The sequence below is a fragment of the Dictyobacter aurantiacus genome (assembly GCF_003967515.1).
Taxonomy (GTDB): Bacteria; Chloroflexota; Ktedonobacteria; order Ktedonobacterales; family Ktedonobacteraceae; genus Dictyobacter; species Dictyobacter aurantiacus.
Genome location: NZ_BIFQ01000002.1, coordinates 409,992 through 426,416 on the forward strand (window position 1 = coordinate 409,992; position 16,425 = coordinate 426,416).

Consider the following 16,425-nt stretch of genomic DNA (forward strand, 5'->3'; position numbering starts at 1 on the left):
CATAGCTGATCTGTATATAAAGAGAGGAACACCAGGGATGGTCGCCACCCGCACACGCCAACACGCCGTCTTCGCCACCGTGCATACCGAAGGGGCAAACCTGCCCATGGACCTGCTGCAGCGCATCGCGCAGAATGATACCCAGGTCGGAGGCCTGACACCGGAAGCCTATCATCTGAACGCGATCAAACTCAACGAGGCCATCAACCGCTCATGGATCAACGTTCTGAATGCGTGGCATACATTTCAAAACAAGCTCGCCACATTATCAGCAAACGATGCTGGTACGACAGTGACACGCGAACGCTGGCTGTATCATCTCTTCCATGAGCTAGGCTACGGTCGCCTGCTCACGGCGAAAGCTGTGGAGATCAACGACAAGAGCTACGCCATCTCCCATAGCTGGCAGCATACACCGATTCACCTGGTCAGCTACAAAGTCGATCTCGACCATATGACCCGGACCAGTTCGGGCACACAGCGCAGCAGCCCCCATAGCCTGCTGCAGGAGTTCCTCAATCGTTCCGATGAGCACCTGTGGGGCATCGTCTCCAATGGCTTGAAGCTGCGCATCCTGCGCGACAACGTCAGCCTGACGCGCCAGGCCTACGTGGAGTTTGACCTGGAATCGATGATGAATGGCGAGATCTACTCCGATTTTGTGCTGCTGTGGCTGCTCTGCCACGAGTCGCGGGTCGAGGCCGAGCGGCCCGAGGAGTGCTGGCTGGAGAAGTGGTCGCGCACGGCGCAGGAGCAGGGGACGCGCGCCCTGGAGCAGCTGCGCGTCGGCGTCGAGAGCGCCATCCGCGACCTGGGCAGCGGCTTCCTGGCGCATGGAGCCAACCGCCAGCTGCTGGACAAGCTGCGCAGCGGCCAGCTCGAAGCCCAGGACTACTATCGCCAGATCCTGCGCCTCGTCTACCGCCTGATCGTGCTCTTCGTAGCCGAGGACCGCGAGATCCTCTTCCATCCCGAGGCCCCCACGCCGAGGCGCGAGCTCTATACGCGCTACTACTCGACCACGCGCCTGCGCTACCTGGCCGAGCAGCACATCGGCACGCGCCACACCGACCTCTTCCACGGGCTGCGCCTGGTGATGGACAAGCTGGGTAATCCCGACGGCTGTCCCGACCTCGGCCTGCCCGCGCTGAACGGCTTCCTCTTCTCACGCGATGCCATCGGCGACCTCAACGACTGCGAGCTGGCCAACTACGCCCTGCTGGCGGCCATCCGCTCGCTGGCCTATACCTCCAGCGGCCGCACGCGCCGCGTGGTAGACTATAAGAATCTCGGCTCCGAAGAGCTGGGCAGCGTCTACGAATCCCTGCTCGAACTGCACCCCATCCTGCACATCGAGAGCGCGAAGTTTGAGCTGGCCAGCGCCAGTGGCAACGAGCGCAAGACCACCGGCAGCTACTACACGCCGACCAGCCTGATCACCTGCCTGCTCGACTCCGCCCTCGATCCGGTGCTGGACGAGGCCGCCAACAAAGCCACGAAAGAGGAGGCCGTAGCGGCCATCCTCAACCTCAAGGTCTGTGATCCCGCCTGTGGCAGCGGACACTTCCTGGTGGCCGCCGCTCATCGCATCGCCAAGCGTCTGGCCGCCATCCGCAGCGAAGAAGAGGAACCGGCACCCGAAGCGCGCCGCAAGGCCCTGCGCGACGTGGTCAGCAAATGCATCTACGGCGTCGACATCAACCCCATGTCGGTCGAACTCTGCAAAGTCAGCCTGTGGATGGAGGCCATCGAGCCGGGCAAGCCGCTCTCCTTCCTCGACGCCCACATCCAGTGCGGCAACAGCCTGCTCGGCACCACCCCCGCCCTGCTTAAAAACGGCATTCCCGACGAAGCGTTTGAGACTATTGAAGGCGACGATAAGAAGTTCGCTAGCGAATATAAGAAGAAAAACAAAGAACAGCGGAAAATGGTCAAGCGATTCAGCTCAAAAGTTTTCCAGCCCTGGGAGCGACTGGGCGACTTAGACACTGGTATGCGTCAGTTCGAAGATATGGTGGATACGAGCGTCGCCGCTGTGCACCAGAAAGAAGCTGCCTATAACAAGCTACGTACCACCGATGGCTATCTCTACGGCAAACTATGGGCCGACGCCTGGTGTGCCGCGTTTGTCTGGAAAAAATCCAAAGCATTCGCCTATCCCATCACCGAGGAAATCTTCCGCAAAATTGAGCACAACCCCTACGATCTGGCCGGTTGGATGCGCGACGAGATCCAGCGCCTCGCCGAACAATATCAGTTCTTCCACTGGCATCTGGCCTTCCCCAACGTCTTCCGCGTCAGCCAGGATGAAAGCCCTGAAAATGAGCACACCGGCTGGTCCGGAGGCTTCGATGTAGTGATGGGCAATCCACCATGGGAACACGCTGAGCTGAAGGAACAGGAATGGTTCGCAACCCGAAACACAGAGATAGCTAATGCCCCAGGAGCTGAACGCAAGCGTAAAATAGAAGCATTAGCAAAGTCTGATCCAGCACTCCATACAGCTTTTCTAGATGCGAAAAGACAACAAGATGGATGGAGTCATCTCATTCGCAATTCTGGGTATTATCCACTATGTGGACGCGGGCGCATAAACACTTACGCTATTTTTGCAGAAAACATGCGTGTGATCCTTAGTAAACGAGGCAGAGTAGGCTGTATTGTACCACCGGGTATCGCTACGGACGATACTAATAAATTTTTCTTCAAAAACCTTATGGAATCAAAGTCTTTAGTGAGTTTCTTTGCTTTTGTTAATGAAGCAAAGCTATTCCCAGGTATCGACCATAGAGTGAAGTTTGCTTTATTAACAATGGGAGGGGCTACCGCTTATAATGCCGAAGCAGATTTCGCATTTGGCGTTTATCATACTGATGACTTGAACGATACAAATCGACATTTCTCTCTTTCCTCACATGAAGTTTATCTTTTTAACCCAAACACACTTACCTGCCCTATTTTCAGCTCAAAAAAGGATATGCTTATAACAAAAACCATCTATGAGCATATTCCAGTTCTTATTAAAGAAAGTACATCTGAAGAGAATCCTTGGAATATTACCTTTCGCCAGGGAATATTTAATATGACAAGCGATTCTCATCTATTTTGTACACGTGAAAAGCTAGAAAAAGATGGCTTTCAATTAGAAGGTAACATTTTTTTTAAAGATGATGAAAAGTATTTACCATTGTACGAAGCTAAAATGATAAATATATTTAATCATCGATTTGGAACGTATGAAGGAGCTACTAAAGAAGATTTAGCACGCGGTAAACTTCCTGAGTTGAGTGTTGATAAGCTTGAATTATCAAACATATACCCATTACCGAATAATTGGGTATCCTATACCGAACTAAGAAGCATTAATCTCTATAATTCAAAAGGGTTGTTATGTTTCCGTAAAATTACAAATTCTGGAGTGTTTAGAACCTTAGTTGGGGCTATTATACCTTGTGTTGCCGCTGGTGACTCTTTGCAATTTATACTATCTTCAACTATCTCAAGCATCGAACTTTTGTGTATACAAGCAAATCTTGCATCATTCGTTGAAGATTATGTTACCAGGCAAAAAATGGGGGGGAATAATTTAAACCTTTTTATAGTAAAACAGCTTCCAATTCTTCCACCAGAGCAATATACAGCAACATGCCAATGGAACACCTCAGACACACTAGGCGCGTGGATATCTCCTCGTGCACTAGAACTCACCTACACAGCCTGGGACCTCAAAACCTTCGCTAGAGATTGTGGTTGCGATGGTCCTCCCTTTCGCTGGGACGAAGATCGACGCTTTTTGTTGCGCTGTGAAATTGATGCTGCTTACTTCCATCTCTATGGCATTCAACGCGAGGATGTAAGCTACATTATGGATTCGTTCCGGGTATGGAAACAAAAGGAAGAGAAAGAATATGGTGAATACAGAACGAAGCGTGTGATTCTGGATATCTATGACAGGATGCAACGAGCAATGGAGAGCGGCGAGCCATACGAGACGCTGCTGGTGCCGGGACCGGCTGATCCATCTGTGGCTCATCCTGCGCGCACGGCAGAGGGGACCATTGAGGAGCTGGCATAGCAGGGGATGTTGGCATATGTCCTTGCTCAATCGCTATATATAATCACGCTTGAAAAATGAGAGTTTCTAAAGACATATGAAGATGTATACATTGATCGGCACTGATGGGAAGCCATATCAGAGCGAGCAGAAGGGGACGTTTGGAGGGAATAAACAAGGCAAAATATACGGCGGCTTCGATTGTCCGAGCGCCAATTATTACATTGCCAGGGGACAGTATGTCAAGAATCGCGTCTTTTTTGCTGATGAGCTCACAGCTATCCTGGCAGGCTATCAGCCCTGTGCCAGGTGTATGAAAGAACGCTACCCCCTATGGAAGCAGGCTAAGAATCAGGCACCAGGAGATAGGAAGCATGCACTGGAGATCTACCGCTCGCTGTGTGGGTATTGATACGCGGGCACAGGTCACTCCCAGGCAACGAGACGAACGTGATCTCGTTGCTTGCATGTTGCTCATGGCGTGAGGGAGAAGGGCACCATGGTCTACATCGAGAAGCGCTGCTGGGTCTGCAACAAGGTCATCACCTGGGGACAGAGCGACACCGCCTGCAAGCTGCAGTGTCGCGACCGGCTCTATGCCGAAAGCTATCGCATCGAGCGCCATAAAGAGGCGTCCTATATCAGGAACCGCCCCTGCCGCCTGCAACTCGGCGAGTGGGCCGAAACCCTGCGCCACTACAAATGGCGCTGCGCCTTCTGCAAGGGTCCCTTTGAGAGCCTGGACCATTTTGTCCCCGTGAGCAAGGGTGGCGCCACCTGGGTCGGCAACGTCGTCCCCGCCTGCCTGCAGTGCCAGATCGCCAAAGGCAACCTGCTCCCCCAGGAAGTCGAGGCCATTCCCCAGGAGATCATGGAACGCATCGCCCTCTATCTGCAGAGGCGCGACCGGAGCAGCCTCAAACAAACACAGTAGGAAGATTTTGAACTTGCCCCTGGCTGACAATAATCTTCAGATCCGCGCAATACAGAGAAACGGTGTGGAACCCGGCACATCATCATTACACAAAGACTCTGAACCTGGATCCATTATCGAAGAAAGAATGAAGCATGCCATATATCAAAGGAACATCTGAAACCACTCGCATCACTTTGCAAGAAGCGGGCCTGGTCCTCAAGCAGGATTTCAAAATTCTGCGCAGGAATATTGGCAAGCCCAATGAATGCTATACCATCACGCTCTCCGGCCAGGGTAAGCAAAAAGCCATTGAGCGGCAAAACGAGCTGCAAAGCAAAGGGATAAGCGTCCAGGTCCTCCGGCTGACCAGCTACAGAGGTGTTAAAATAGATGTAGACCTTATTCCCGATGGAGGCATCTCATCACGTTTTACGATCGCCGATGACTTCACACCGCCTCCCGATGATTGGCAAGCAGATGCATAAATTCCAAAGCAAACTCCCATTTATACATGGGCATCAGCGCTTCCTTAAACGATCATTACAACGTATAGGACCATTGGCCGCCAGCATGCTTCGCGCGAAGGATGGACGCGTCCCCTCACACGATCATGTCCCCGTAGGCGGCATAGGATTGCGGCCTGATTGACACGCAGAATACAGGAAAAGCAGCAATCCGGCCTTGTGCATGCCGCTCTGTTGACGTACGATATGTCGGCTTCTGCACGGAGCAGGGCCGCTTTCTCGCTTTTTAGGAACGATATCGTACGTGAACGGGTGCGGCATGCACAAGGCCGGATTGCTGCCTGAACTGCACACCAACGTCTTGAGAAAGCCGCAATCCTATGCCGCCTACGGGGACATGATCGTGATTGGGGACCGCTCACATGCGTTCCTATGACGTTTCGGGTTCACAAATGCTTCCCTTTTTTCGCTAAAATTGAATGTATTGCCCGCAAGGGGCGCACCTACGATCTTCATTCTCGATATTGCTAGCAGGGCCGTCGCCGCGATGGTCCACATCGGTCCCCGCGTGTTGCCCGGCCAGGCTTCGGACTGTTTTTAAGAGAGAAATAGAGGATGATTATCTTCATGAGGAAACAACAGTACATGCAGAAACGTTGGCAATGGATCATGGGAGCAATAACCCTGGTGGTTGCGCTCTTCTTGCCTCATCTGTGGGGGCCCTGGCGCGTCTCAGGCTTTTTCTGGCAATTCTTCTATTCATATCCTTTCTGGCATTCGGCCCCCTCAGCTTCTTTATGGCTGTCAATTCTGTCAGGATTGAAGCTCTTTGATCTCTTTGTATACTTCTTTCCTCCCTGTGCTCTGACTGCCAGCATGATGTGGTGCTGGAGCAACCAGATGAACCAGCGTGCGACGGTCACTCACGCACTCGTAGTGGTGTTGAAGGCAACAGTGCTTGCGCTGTCGGCGACTGCTGTGATCTCTGCCGTGATTCTCATCATCCCTTACCCGGGCAACGGATGGGCAGTAGCTCTTGCTCTTGTCACCACTATGTGGACGGGCTTAGCGTTGCTTGCTTTCTTCCCCTGCCTGCTGATAGCAGCCATAGCGCTCACCAGTTTCCAGCGAAAAAATCAAGCCGCCAGAGACGGTATGGAGTCAGGATACAGGCAATCTCTCCTGGAGAAGGAATAGACCCCACTCAACTTTTCTGTGGACCTGGACAACTTTATGAAATTGGCCCATTTCTGTCTACACCAGTGGTACTACCGTATACATGATACCAATTCGCGTTCTGTGATAGAATAGAAAAAGCTGTATGTGGGATGGTGGGAAGTAATAACGTTTGAGCAGGAGAAAACAGTTTCGTGGACGATTATTATCTTATCGAACGCATGCCCACAGTAGAGGAGTATCAGGCATTGCGCACTGCTGTGGGTTGGGGAGAGGCGGATGCAGATGCAACCCAGAAAAGTGTGCAGAACAGCTTGTATTGGGTCTGCGTCCTCAAGCAGCAGAGCGTGATTGGATGTGGTCGAGTCATTGGAGATGGGGGTCTTTGTTTTTATGTGCAAGATATCATTGTTTTACCCAGGTATCAGGGGCAAGGACTTGGTCGACGCATTATGGAGAAGATCATGCACTATGTACGAGTAAACGCTCATCAAGGTGGTTTTGTCGGTCTCATGGCGGCCAAGGGAGCTGCTGGTTTTTACCTGAAGTATGGCTTTCTGGAACGCCCAACTCCAGACTATGGACCGGGAATGATCTTATTTTGGAAATAAGTCCTTGCGAGAGAAACCTCCTCTTGTTTCTCTCTTTGCAGTCCGTCAAGGAAGGAGACGATGGCAAGAAAAACGCGTGCAGCAGCACATCTGTCGATTGAGGAAGTGAAGAGCCGGTTGAAAACAGATCCACGACCCTGGTGTCGACAACGCTGGCTGATCATCTATAATGCGCTGGTAGAGCCACGCAAGGCGGAAGAAATTGCTCGGCACTGCGGAGTTTCCAAAGCCACGGTCCATCAGGTGATCTCGACCTACAACCGCCTGGGCGTCGCCGCTGTGGAAACGGCAGGTAAGGGAGGTCGTCGGCATCAGTATCTCACGCTGGAAGAAGAAAAGGAATTCCTCGCACCGTTCTTTACGCAGGCTCAGGCAGGTTCGATCGCGACGGTAGGTGATATCTGGAGAGCTTTTGAACAGCGGGTCGGACATGGAGTAGATGATAGTACTGTCTATCGGCTCCTCGACCGTCATGGTTGGCGCAAATTGATGCCACGCTCCAAACATCCTCAAGCGAGCAAGGAAGCGCAGGATCGCTTTAAAAAAACTTTGCCGAGCAAGTTCAAGCGGCAGTTGCCACATCTTCCCCAAAAGATGAGCGTCCCGTTTTGATCATGGCACAAGATGAAGGCTGCTTTGGCCGCATTAGCCGTGCAAAGCGCTGTTGGGCCCCTCCAGGAGTACGTCCGCATGTTCCCGCTCAGGTGGTGCGAGAGTATACCTATGCATACGTCGCTGTGGCTCCGGTCCTTGGCCAGATGGTCTCGTTGATTTTGCCGGAGGTTTCTACATCGATGATGAATCTCTTCCTGGAGCAGGTCAGCCAGACCTTCTCGAAGTACTTTATCGTGATGCAAGTCGATCAAGCGGGCTGGCACCACGCCAAAAATTTGATCATCCCGGAGAATATTCGCCTCATTCCTCAATCTGCTTACAATCCTGAATTGAATCCGGTGGAACACGTCTGGGACGAATTGCGCGAAAAATACTTTCATAATCGCGTCTTCGCTTCGCTTGATCAGTTGGTTAGGGTTGCAGCTATTGTCATAGCTATCATAGAAGGACGTCGCATAGGCGTTACTACTACATGAAGGCGTGACCGAGACCGATGTGGTGCCCTTACAGAGCGGGCGATTGAGCACATCATAGCTGATGACCATGCGGTCCGTCTGCTGGAGCAGACTGCTTTGGTCACCGCGGTGCGCGAGAAGACCACCATGCGGCTCCAACTTCAGCACAGCCATCACTCACAATGGCGGAGGGAACTGCTGTCATCAAGGCAGCTGCGCTAAGTTTTGAAGAGACTCCCTTGCGGATGTCCTAATAGAATGATCTGATGAGTCTTTATACTGCTCAAGAAAAGAAATATATTTTTTATTTTCTGAGTAACCTAAAAAATACAGAATATATTCAAGCTCATTTTCCGTGAAAAAAGAAACATTTGTTAGAGTGTGTCTTAAACTGATTGGTTCGTCGATAGAATAAAAGAAAGGAGCTCAACACGCAGCAAGAAAGGATCGAAGCCGATGTCTCGCTCATTGCACCGTAAACGCTATGCAACCGATCTGACAGATGATCAATGGGAATTGTTAGCCCCCTTGATCCCAGCAGTGTCGCCAAAGGCGACGTTCGAGGTCATTCCCCGGCGCGAAATCGTCAATGGGATTCTCTACGTCGTGCGCACCGGATGTTCCTGGCGATTGGTGCCCCACGATTTGCCCAACGGAAAAACCCTGTACCATTATTTCCGTCAATGGAAGCTCAATGGGGTCTGGGAACAAGCCATGACGACTTTACGCCGGCAGGTACGAACGTCCATTGACCGTGACCCGGAACCCAGTGCCGTCATCATTGACAGCCAATCCATCAAAACCAGTGCAGTCCGAGGCATCGAGCGTGGCTACGATGGCGGAAAAAAAAATATGGGGTCGCAAACGTCATCTGCTCGTTGATACCCAAGGTTTTCTGATCGCCGTCATCGTTCATTCTGCTGGCCTGGTTGATCGCACAGCTGCACCGTTGTTGCTGCAACGGGTGACTGGCCGGCTTCCACGAGTCCGTCACCTGTTTGCCGACCATGGCTACACGGGACCATTGAAGGACTGGGTCAAAGAACACCTGGGGTGGAGCACCGAAATTGTGCCTCATGAGCACAACACCTCGCATATCACCTGGGTGCTTGAAAAAGACGTTCCCGTCAAAGTCGTCAAACCAAAAGGAGGCTTTCAGGTGCAACGCAAACGCTGGGTCGTTGAACGTACCTTCGCGTGGTTGACGCGATACCGTCGCTTGGCTCGCGACTATGAAGGGTTGCCTTCTAGCAGTGAGGCCTTCATCCAGATTGCTTCGATCCGTCTCTTTTTGACGCGTTTGGCTCCTTTCTAGCTCTCATGGCTCACTTTACGACACACTCTTATAAGAGGATCAAAATCTATCGCTCCTCCAATAGAATGGAAGGTAAGTGCCTGGCTTATCACTGGGAGGATTTCATCTCTGATGTCTTCATCTTTTTCTTCTAAGGCAGCTTTGACGAGCAAGGAGATGCCTTGAACAAACTCCTTATTTGAAACGTCTTGACGATGACCAAACCCGTAATCCATAAATAGTTCTAGATCGCCTAGTTTTCTCATTTTACGATTTCGGTCGGTGTCGGATAAGGCACTGACAATCTCTTCTAAGATACTCAATAGACCTGCTCCTCTAATGAAACGCTGTATCTGTGATGTTTGTGGTTCCCACCACAAATGCAGTAGAAACCACAAACATCATATCTCAATTTATGGCTCACCTAAGGGAGAATCCAAATAAATAGCCAGCTTTCCAGATAGGATGAAGCCTTTTTCTTCCTTGCAAAAACATATGTATAGCCTTTCTTGTGCAGATATAAATATACATCCAATAGAAGAGTACAACATTGCTCTGCAATCACAAAACCTGGTACACTTTGCACTTATTCTGTTAATTTGTGCTTGTTACGATCCGTTTACTTTATATCACTTTTATATCAGGCAAAACACCCGCAAGGGGCAATACGTTCAACTTTAGCGCAAGCAACAGGAAACACGAGAAGCTTCCCACGAAGGATGGGCGCGTCCCCTCACACGATCATGTCCCCGTAGGCGGCCGTAGGTGCCGGGCTTGCCCCGGCTTTGCGGCCTGATTGACACGCAAAATACAGGAAAAGCAGCAATCCGGCCTTGTGCATGCCGCGCCCATTCACGTACGATTTCGTCCCTAAAAAACGATGGTTGCGGTTATATGACCATGCAGAAGCCAGCATGTCGTACGTCAACAGAGCGGCATGCACAAGGCCGGATTGCTGCTTTTCGGAAGAAATGCCGTATTGAAAAGGCCGCAATCCTATGCCGCCTACGGGGGCATAATCGTGTCGAGGAACATTTCGATGCTCCGCTGGACCTCTCGCGTTTCCTGTTGTCTGCGCTAAAATTGAATGTATTGCCCGCAAGGGACGCACCTACCTCGTTATTGACGATATATTTGAATTCGTCCTCTCGCTTCAATAGGCTTGACAATTTAGGGGAATGACCCTATAATTAATTTCATATTAGGGTTATTACCCTAAATATAGTGCTACATTCACCAGTATTGTGCATAGTTGGACTCTTTCAGGAGGGTATCATGACACGCCGGCCTCCAGAGAAGCACAATTCATTGCAGAAATGAGGTCTCCATGAGACAGTTATCCTCTTCCAGAAAACGCGTTGGAGTATTCGTTGCAGATAAAGCCTGGTTCCTCTTGCTCCTCTCTTCACCACGGCCATTAACACGTCTTTTCGCAAAGAAGGCGCCAGCGATGAGCGAGGTGTCACAATGAGTCATATGGTACAAGCAATGGTGCCAGGGCCAAAGTCAATAGAGAACATGCGCTTCCTTCTCCGTTTCAGGCGTGATCCCATCGGCGCGCTCCAGGAGTTAGCACAGACCTATGGCGACATCGTTCACATGAAGCTTGGAGGGCAACACACCTACCTCCTGAGCCATCCCGATGTCATTCGTGACGTGCTGGTCGTGCACCATCAACAGATGCATAAGCCCAACTTGCAACAACAGCCTCTTGGCGGTAACGGCCTCTTGCGTAGCGAGGGAGAGTTCCACAAACGTCAGCGCCGGATGATGCAGCCGGCCTTTCATCGCAAGCGTATCACGGCTTACGCCGAGGTCATGACCGGGTATACCCAACAAATGAGTGGGCGCTGGCACGATAAGCAGCGGATAGATATCGCGCAGGAGATGATGGGGCTGACGCTCTCGATCATTAGCAAAACCATGTTTGGCGCAGAGGTCGAGCAGGACACGCAGACCGTCTACCATAGTTTCACGACCTGGATGCGTCTGAACTCCACCCATCGCTTCAGCCCATTCGATCATGTCTTCAATAGTCTCCCTCTGCCACGCAAAAAGCAGCAGGCCGAAGCCCGCGCCCGGCTGGACGCTATTGTCTACCGCATGATCAACGAGCGACGAACCAGCGGGAAAGACAACGGCGATCTGCTCTCGATGCTCCTGCTCGCTCGTGATGAGGAGGGCGGCGGTGATGGCATGACCGATCAACAGTTGCGCGATGAGGTCATGACGCTCTTCCTGGCCGGCCATGAGACAACCGCCAACGCGCTGGCCTGGACCTGGTATCTCCTATCACAGCACCCTGAGGTTGAGGAGAAGTTGCAGCGCGAACTGGATACCGTTCTGGCGGGGCGCATACCAACGTCTGACGATATCCCCAATCTCCCCTACCTCGAAAAAGTATTCACCGAGGCCATGCGTCTCTATCCACCGGCCTGGGTGATAGCTCGCCGCGCACTCGACGCCTACCAGGTTGGCACCTTTACCCTGCCAGCGAACTCCCTGCTTATCACCAGCCAGTATGTCGTCCATCACGATGCCCGCTGGTACCCGGATCCGCAACGTTTCGATCCTGAGCGCTGGACAACCGAGGCGCGAGCGCAGCGACCGAAATTCGCTTACTTCCCTTTCGGAGGAGGGCCGCGCCTCTGCATCGGTGAGCCGTTTGCCTGGATGGAGGGCGAACTGGTGCTTGCCACCCTGGCCCAAAAATGGAGCCTGCGCCTGGCTCCCGGACACAAAGTCGAGATGGAGCCGCTGATCACACTTCGTCCCAGGCATGGCTTGCCCATGATCCTTCATCAGAGATAAGCAACCGGAACAGAGACCGAAACAGAGAAAGGCTATATGCAATTGAAACATCTCTTTCATACAAATAAAGAGGATTATACCCGAATTATTGAGTTCTATAACCACCCCACGCTCGATCCCAGCAAGAACGCCTGGCAAGAGGTGCTCAATGACAAGGATTTCGCGCACGGCAAGATTATTGTGATCGAGATCGCCCGGCTCCAAAAAGGGGCGCAAGCGAAGGCTCAGTATGATCAGGCCCTGCACACGATGCTGCCAGCCATCAAGGAGGCGGGCGGGAAGATCATTCAGCTGGGCGATATCCTGATGACCGGGACCGGCGATCTGGCAAGCTACGACTACAGCGGTGGCGCAACGTTCCTGGTTCAGTATCCTTCACGCGAGGCCTACCTGCGGGCGCTGCTGACGCCAGCCGCTCTAGAGGCCCGGGCGCTGCGTATCTCAGCCCTCGATGAAGTTATTCTACTGATCGTCAAAGATACGCTGCCGCCGCTACCACCCATGCTCACCCGCGAGAGACCCGCCAGCGACTTCGCCACGCCCAACGTCAGCGGCAAGACACCAGAGCAGCTCGTAGAAGAGCTACTCTCCATCTATCCCGATGGGGGAGCCGATCCCACACGCGGGCAACTCGAAACGATGGCCCACTATGAGGGCTTCGCTACAACTCCCGTCCACTATATCAACCTCTATAAATTCAATTCCGCCAGTACAAGCGATGACCAACCCCATGGAGAACAGGCGCACTCGGCCTATAACCGCAACGCGCTCAAGATTGTACGCGGCCATGGCGCCCGGCCTTACTTCCGCGCCAGCGTACAGCACAATCTGCTTGGCGCTATCGCCTGGGACCTGGTGGTCTTCGTGCGCTGGCCCAGCTTCGCTGTCTTTACCGACCTGCGCCTGGATGCGGAATATATCGAGGCGCAAAAATATCGCGTGCAGTCCGGAGAAGTCTACGGCAACTTTGTGACCATCACACGCGAAGATGCTCTCTAAAAATATGCTCGTATGATTGCCATGGTTCAAACGAACCCGAACTTCTCCCCCGACAGCGCTTGAGTGCAGGTTCAAGTGCTGTCGGGAAGTACTTGCTCCAGAATTATTGCGGCTCACGCGATCGCATATCTTCCAGGCACGTGTTCAATTCCACCACATCCTTGAAAAACCAGACATATTGTCACGAGTGGAACGTGCGCGCCGGGGCCGCTTTGCGGTCAGGCTGGGGCAAGCCCCGCACGTACTGCTTCTCTTTCTATTTTTACTATATATAACATCATCCTCTATGGGCCTCATCCATGAAATGAACCATGGAACTTAGCTCGTAACTGCATTGCCTGGAGCACATGCTCAGGCTATAGTTTCAATTCCCATACAATGAACATGAGGAACGTATAAAGCACACCGATGATCAACCCTCTCCGAAAGAAGATGAACCATTTGCGCCACGCCGTTCCAGGTGATTTGGCATTTCCACGATTATGGAGACGTATAAGAAGAAACGTTTCTTCAGTTTTTAATAGGAGCGAAAACAAAAAAATGACCCAATACATCATTAATGCTGTTAATATGTAAGGCCCAGAATCTGGACCGCCAAAATCAAATACGGCAAGAATAGCGCAGAAACCAGAACCCATATACCCCCCATAAATGGGGATGAACGCCTTTACGCGTGAACTTTTATACATCCTATACTGACGTTTGTTGGCATTTGTCTGTTCGAAATCTTCATCAGTAACCATGATCTTCTCTCTCTATCTCATATGTCGCGCGTCAAAGAAAAGAGGAGATAGACAAAACGCTGCATCTCATCCACTCTTGAAATAACACATCATCCCGCAAAACAAGTGCTCACCAACTTCTACACCCTCAACTGCACCTCTATCTTTTGGGCAAGCGAACGCACAACTTTTTTCCCTGCATGCCGTCGTATCATCCAGCCTTCTTTTGAAAATCCTGTAATCTCTATAGATGTTTGGTCCTCTGAATATCTCCGTAGCTGAATGGTCGCGAGAACTGGATTTACATTCATTAATCCAGTAAAAATGAGTACTTTTATTTCACAGGCGTTCGATTGCGCTACCAGTCTCCTTATTTCATCAGTCTGCACTAAAATCTCAGGAGTACCATTCCTGGGAAAAAGGGAATGAAGGGAGTTCTCACGCTCAGTAGCAATCTTGACATCAATCAGTCCCCCTTCATCATCTACGAAAGCAAGCATCATATCCACAACTGCAGTAAAATCTACAGCTACAGTGGTCGAGATCGTGTAGATTTCGTTCGTATTCAAATACGTGGTCATCCATGCAATAATACGTTTAGAGAGTTCATTGACGAACCAGGAGGCTACAAATTGGACTAAAATAGCTTCATCTTCTTTCTGTATCTCCATTCTTCCGCCCATCTTTTCTCCTGAGGCCACCTTCCACGGGAGAACAAGAGGCATAGGTTGATCTTTGACAATAGCACGTTTATAAATAAACATAACAAGAACCAGTAGTACCTTTCACGCTTTGATAAAGTGAGGGCTGCTTCCTGAACAGAAACAGCCTTTGTATCCTGTGACGCACTTGTTATATTTCTGGTTGCTGGTGCTTGTTTTCCAGGCATGAAGCTCAATGTCAACCAATTCACATACCAACTTCAGGGATTGCGAACAATAGCCAGAAGAAAATGTCAGCACTCGAACAGTTAGGGCATACGCAGGCAAGCCTCAGCTCACAATAACACTTGTTTATTAAAGCAGTAGCTATATTCCTGACTAAAACATCGAACACAATCAAAATAATAATCGGTATAATGAAAACAGCAAAGTCATACCCAATAACAATAGCTGCAAAAGCAGGAGCGTATAATGGATTCCTTTATACTTAAACAATCTAGCAACAATAAATAAATAACAATACAAGAGTGTCATTAACAGCACAAGTAAAGCCAGCAGCACATTGGCTATTCGCCATCCAATACGATCAAATATATTACTTATTAACGTTAACCCCAAAGAAACCATCATCAAAGTTATCTCAAACACCAATATTGGCGAAGTAGCGGAAGCATCGTTCACTTCTTCTATTTGAGATCTTTCCATAACCTGAGATGTATCAAGAAGTGTATCATTCGAGGGCGTTTCTTTTAACGGCATTGGCGATAGTAACACTTGGATAATTGGTATAGACTTGTTATGTTTATATCCCACAATTCTCCTCCATCGAAGAAAGTTTGACATACGCGAAAGGATCTAGACCAGAGCCATTCGTTTCGACGGTATCGGCACTGATAAAACGTCCGCTCGTGGCATCATAATACCGCGCGTTATAGTAGAACAAGCCGGTCTGGGTATCCAGGCGCTGACCGGTGAAGTTGAACGGCGTGACCATGGTGCCATCACTATAGCGCGTTGAGACAAAAGGCGAGAAGAGTTGCACGGCTTGCACCGAGCCAGCCGATCGCAGGGCAATGCTGGTGCTGCCCAGAAAATCTGGCATGAGATACGAGAAGGTGCCATAGGTTTCGCTGCCAGACGGTCCGTTGGTTACGCGATCCAGGGCATCGTAGCTGTAGGATTGTTGATAAGCACCTACCGTTGTGCCATTGGGGGCCAGGCCACAATGATTGCCACCCGTCGGTGTGCCCGTATTGCCAGACCACACCAGGCGGTTGAGGTCATCGTAACAGAACGACTGGCTATCGGTTTTAGTGCCATTGATCGTAGTCGGAACCGTCGTATTCAGATTGATGACATTGCCGACGTTGTCATACGTGCGCGTCTGGCTCCAGAAGGTGGTACCAGAACGAGAAGCCGTACTGGTCACTGGGCGCTGGATGTCGTCGTAGGGCAGACTCACCAAAAACGTTGATGTTAGCACATTGCTCATAAGAGCCATCCCACAAAAAACCATGCCAGTGAGTTGTCTTACGTGGGTGTAGCTGATCTGACATAGAACCGTTGGGCCCTGGCTACAAGTGTTTTTGTAGATGATTTTCAGGCTGGTAATACTATCGTGGTGTGGCGCAAGCATTACCAGCCCT

At 50.9% G+C, this 16,425-nt stretch carries 15 protein-coding genes and 1 pseudogene; 11 read left to right on the forward strand and 5 right to left on the reverse strand.

The window, feature by feature from the left end; all coding sequences use genetic code 11:
* The first annotated feature begins 37 nt into the window (after positions 1–37).
* The 9 genes and pseudogenes from KTT_RS26515 to KTT_RS37795 all read left to right on the forward strand — a co-directional run bounded on the left by KTT_RS26515 (position 38) and on the right by KTT_RS37795 (position 9,606).
* Positions 38–4,075, forward strand: coding sequence for an Eco57I restriction-modification methylase domain-containing protein (locus tag KTT_RS26515; protein WP_126600492.1), 4,038 nt, complete (start codon positions 38–40; stop codon positions 4,073–4,075).
* 82 nt (positions 4,076–4,157) lie between these two features.
* Positions 4,158–4,466: an Ada metal-binding domain-containing protein gene (locus KTT_RS26520; protein ID WP_126600494.1), complete on the forward strand. Its 309-nt coding sequence runs from the start codon at positions 4,158–4,160 to the stop codon at positions 4,464–4,466.
* Between the two features lie 87 nt (positions 4,467–4,553).
* Positions 4,554–4,988, forward strand: a complete 435-nt coding sequence (locus KTT_RS26525; protein WP_126600496.1) for an HNH endonuclease — start codon at positions 4,554–4,556, stop codon at positions 4,986–4,988.
* A gap of 134 nt (positions 4,989–5,122) precedes the next feature.
* The gene (locus tag KTT_RS26530) at positions 5,123–5,455 is read left to right on the forward strand and encodes a hypothetical protein (protein WP_126600498.1); all 333 of its coding nucleotides are present in this window, start codon (positions 5,123–5,125) and stop codon (positions 5,453–5,455) included.
* Between the two features lie 624 nt (positions 5,456–6,079).
* Positions 6,080–6,631, forward strand: a complete 552-nt coding sequence (locus KTT_RS26535) for a hypothetical protein (RefSeq protein ID WP_126600500.1) — start codon at positions 6,080–6,082, stop codon at positions 6,629–6,631.
* Positions 6,632–6,804: 173 nt separating this feature from the next.
* On the forward strand, positions 6,805–7,221 hold the full coding sequence (locus KTT_RS26540; RefSeq protein WP_235845883.1) for a GNAT family N-acetyltransferase: 417 nt from the start codon (positions 6,805–6,807) through the stop codon (positions 7,219–7,221).
* A 60-nt stretch (positions 7,222–7,281) separates the two neighbouring features.
* Positions 7,282–7,833, forward strand: a complete 552-nt coding sequence (locus tag KTT_RS26545; protein ID WP_126600502.1) for a winged helix-turn-helix domain-containing protein — start codon at positions 7,282–7,284, stop codon at positions 7,831–7,833.
* Positions 7,827–8,312: pseudogene (locus KTT_RS26550) on the forward strand (transposase); the annotation flags it as partial. The gene KTT_RS26545 and the pseudogene KTT_RS26550, both read left to right, overlap by 7 nt.
* Before the next feature lie 435 nt (positions 8,313–8,747).
* A protein-coding gene (locus tag KTT_RS37795; protein ID WP_371864851.1) for an IS5 family transposase occupies positions 8,748–9,606 on the forward strand; the annotation gives its coding sequence in 2 pieces (ribosomal slippage) (positions 8,748–9,134 and positions 9,136–9,606; 858 coding nt in all).
* Here the strand turns inward: KTT_RS37795 and KTT_RS26560 are convergent.
* Positions 9,603–9,908 (reverse strand): hypothetical protein, encoded by a 306-nt coding sequence (locus tag KTT_RS26560; protein ID WP_126600506.1) that lies wholly within the window; start codon positions 9,906–9,908, stop codon positions 9,603–9,605. The two genes, KTT_RS37795 and KTT_RS26560, sit on opposite strands and share 4 nt — an antisense overlap.
* A 1,144-nt stretch (positions 9,909–11,052) precedes the next feature.
* On the opposite strand from KTT_RS26560, the gene KTT_RS26565 reads away from it, so the two are divergent.
* Entirely contained in the window at positions 11,053–12,396 is a 1,344-nt protein-coding gene (locus KTT_RS26565) for a cytochrome P450 (RefSeq protein WP_218031018.1), read from the forward strand.
* A gap of 36 nt (positions 12,397–12,432) precedes the next feature.
* A complete protein-coding gene (locus tag KTT_RS26570; RefSeq protein WP_126600510.1) occupies positions 12,433–13,395 on the forward strand; it encodes a DUF1330 domain-containing protein in 963 nt (320 codons plus the stop codon).
* A gap of 356 nt (positions 13,396–13,751) precedes the next feature.
* Here KTT_RS26570 and KTT_RS26575 read toward each other — a convergent pair whose 3' ends face one another.
* The 4 genes from KTT_RS26575 to KTT_RS26590 all read right to left on the reverse strand — a co-directional run bounded on the left by KTT_RS26575 (position 13,752) and on the right by KTT_RS26590 (position 16,271).
* Entirely contained in the window at positions 13,752–14,138 is a 387-nt protein-coding gene (locus KTT_RS26575; RefSeq protein ID WP_126600512.1) for a hypothetical protein, read from the reverse strand.
* 119 nt (positions 14,139–14,257) lie between these two features.
* Positions 14,258–14,881 carry a hypothetical protein gene (locus KTT_RS26580; protein ID WP_126600514.1) on the reverse strand — a complete coding sequence of 208 codons (624 nt, stop codon included), beginning with the start codon at positions 14,879–14,881 and terminating at the stop codon, positions 14,258–14,260.
* A 294-nt stretch (positions 14,882–15,175) separates the two neighbouring features.
* Positions 15,176–15,592, reverse strand: coding sequence for a hypothetical protein (locus tag KTT_RS26585; RefSeq protein ID WP_126600516.1), 417 nt, complete (start codon positions 15,590–15,592; stop codon positions 15,176–15,178).
* Positions 15,582–16,271 carry an RHS repeat-associated core domain-containing protein gene (locus tag KTT_RS26590; protein ID WP_218031019.1) on the reverse strand — a complete coding sequence of 230 codons (690 nt, stop codon included), beginning with the start codon at positions 16,269–16,271 and terminating at the stop codon, positions 15,582–15,584. The genes KTT_RS26585 and KTT_RS26590 overlap by 11 nt, the downstream gene beginning before the upstream one ends.
* Between the last annotated feature and the right edge of the window lie 154 nt (positions 16,272–16,425).

What these genes read in the sequence shown, in the direction of transcription:
- KTT_RS26515 (WP_126600492.1), top strand. Translation starts at nt 38, where the DNA reads ATGGTCGCCACCCGCACACGCCAACACGCCGTCTTCGCCACCGTGCAT.
- KTT_RS26520 (WP_126600494.1), top strand. Translation starts at nt 4,158, where the DNA reads ATGTATACATTGATCGGCACTGATGGGAAGCCATATCAGAGCGAGCAG.
- KTT_RS26525 (WP_126600496.1), top strand. Translation starts at nt 4,554, where the DNA reads ATGGTCTACATCGAGAAGCGCTGCTGGGTCTGCAACAAGGTCATCACC.
- KTT_RS26530 (WP_126600498.1), top strand. Translation starts at nt 5,123, where the DNA reads ATGCCATATATCAAAGGAACATCTGAAACCACTCGCATCACTTTGCAA.
- KTT_RS26535 (WP_126600500.1), top strand. Translation starts at nt 6,080, where the DNA reads ATGCAGAAACGTTGGCAATGGATCATGGGAGCAATAACCCTGGTGGTT.
- KTT_RS26545 (WP_126600502.1), top strand. Translation starts at nt 7,282, where the DNA reads ATGGCAAGAAAAACGCGTGCAGCAGCACATCTGTCGATTGAGGAAGTG.
- KTT_RS26565 (WP_218031018.1), top strand. Translation starts at nt 11,053, where the DNA reads ATGAGTCATATGGTACAAGCAATGGTGCCAGGGCCAAAGTCAATAGAG.
- KTT_RS26570 (WP_126600510.1), top strand. Translation starts at nt 12,433, where the DNA reads ATGCAATTGAAACATCTCTTTCATACAAATAAAGAGGATTATACCCGA.
- KTT_RS26575 (WP_126600512.1), bottom strand. Translation starts at nt 14,138, where the DNA reads ATGGTTACTGATGAAGATTTCGAACAGACAAATGCCAACAAACGTCAG.
- KTT_RS26580 (WP_126600514.1), bottom strand. Translation starts at nt 14,881, where the DNA reads ATGTTTATTTATAAACGTGCTATTGTCAAAGATCAACCTATGCCTCTT.
- KTT_RS26590 (WP_218031019.1), bottom strand. Translation starts at nt 16,271, where the DNA reads ATGAGCAATGTGCTAACATCAACGTTTTTGGTGAGTCTGCCCTACGAC.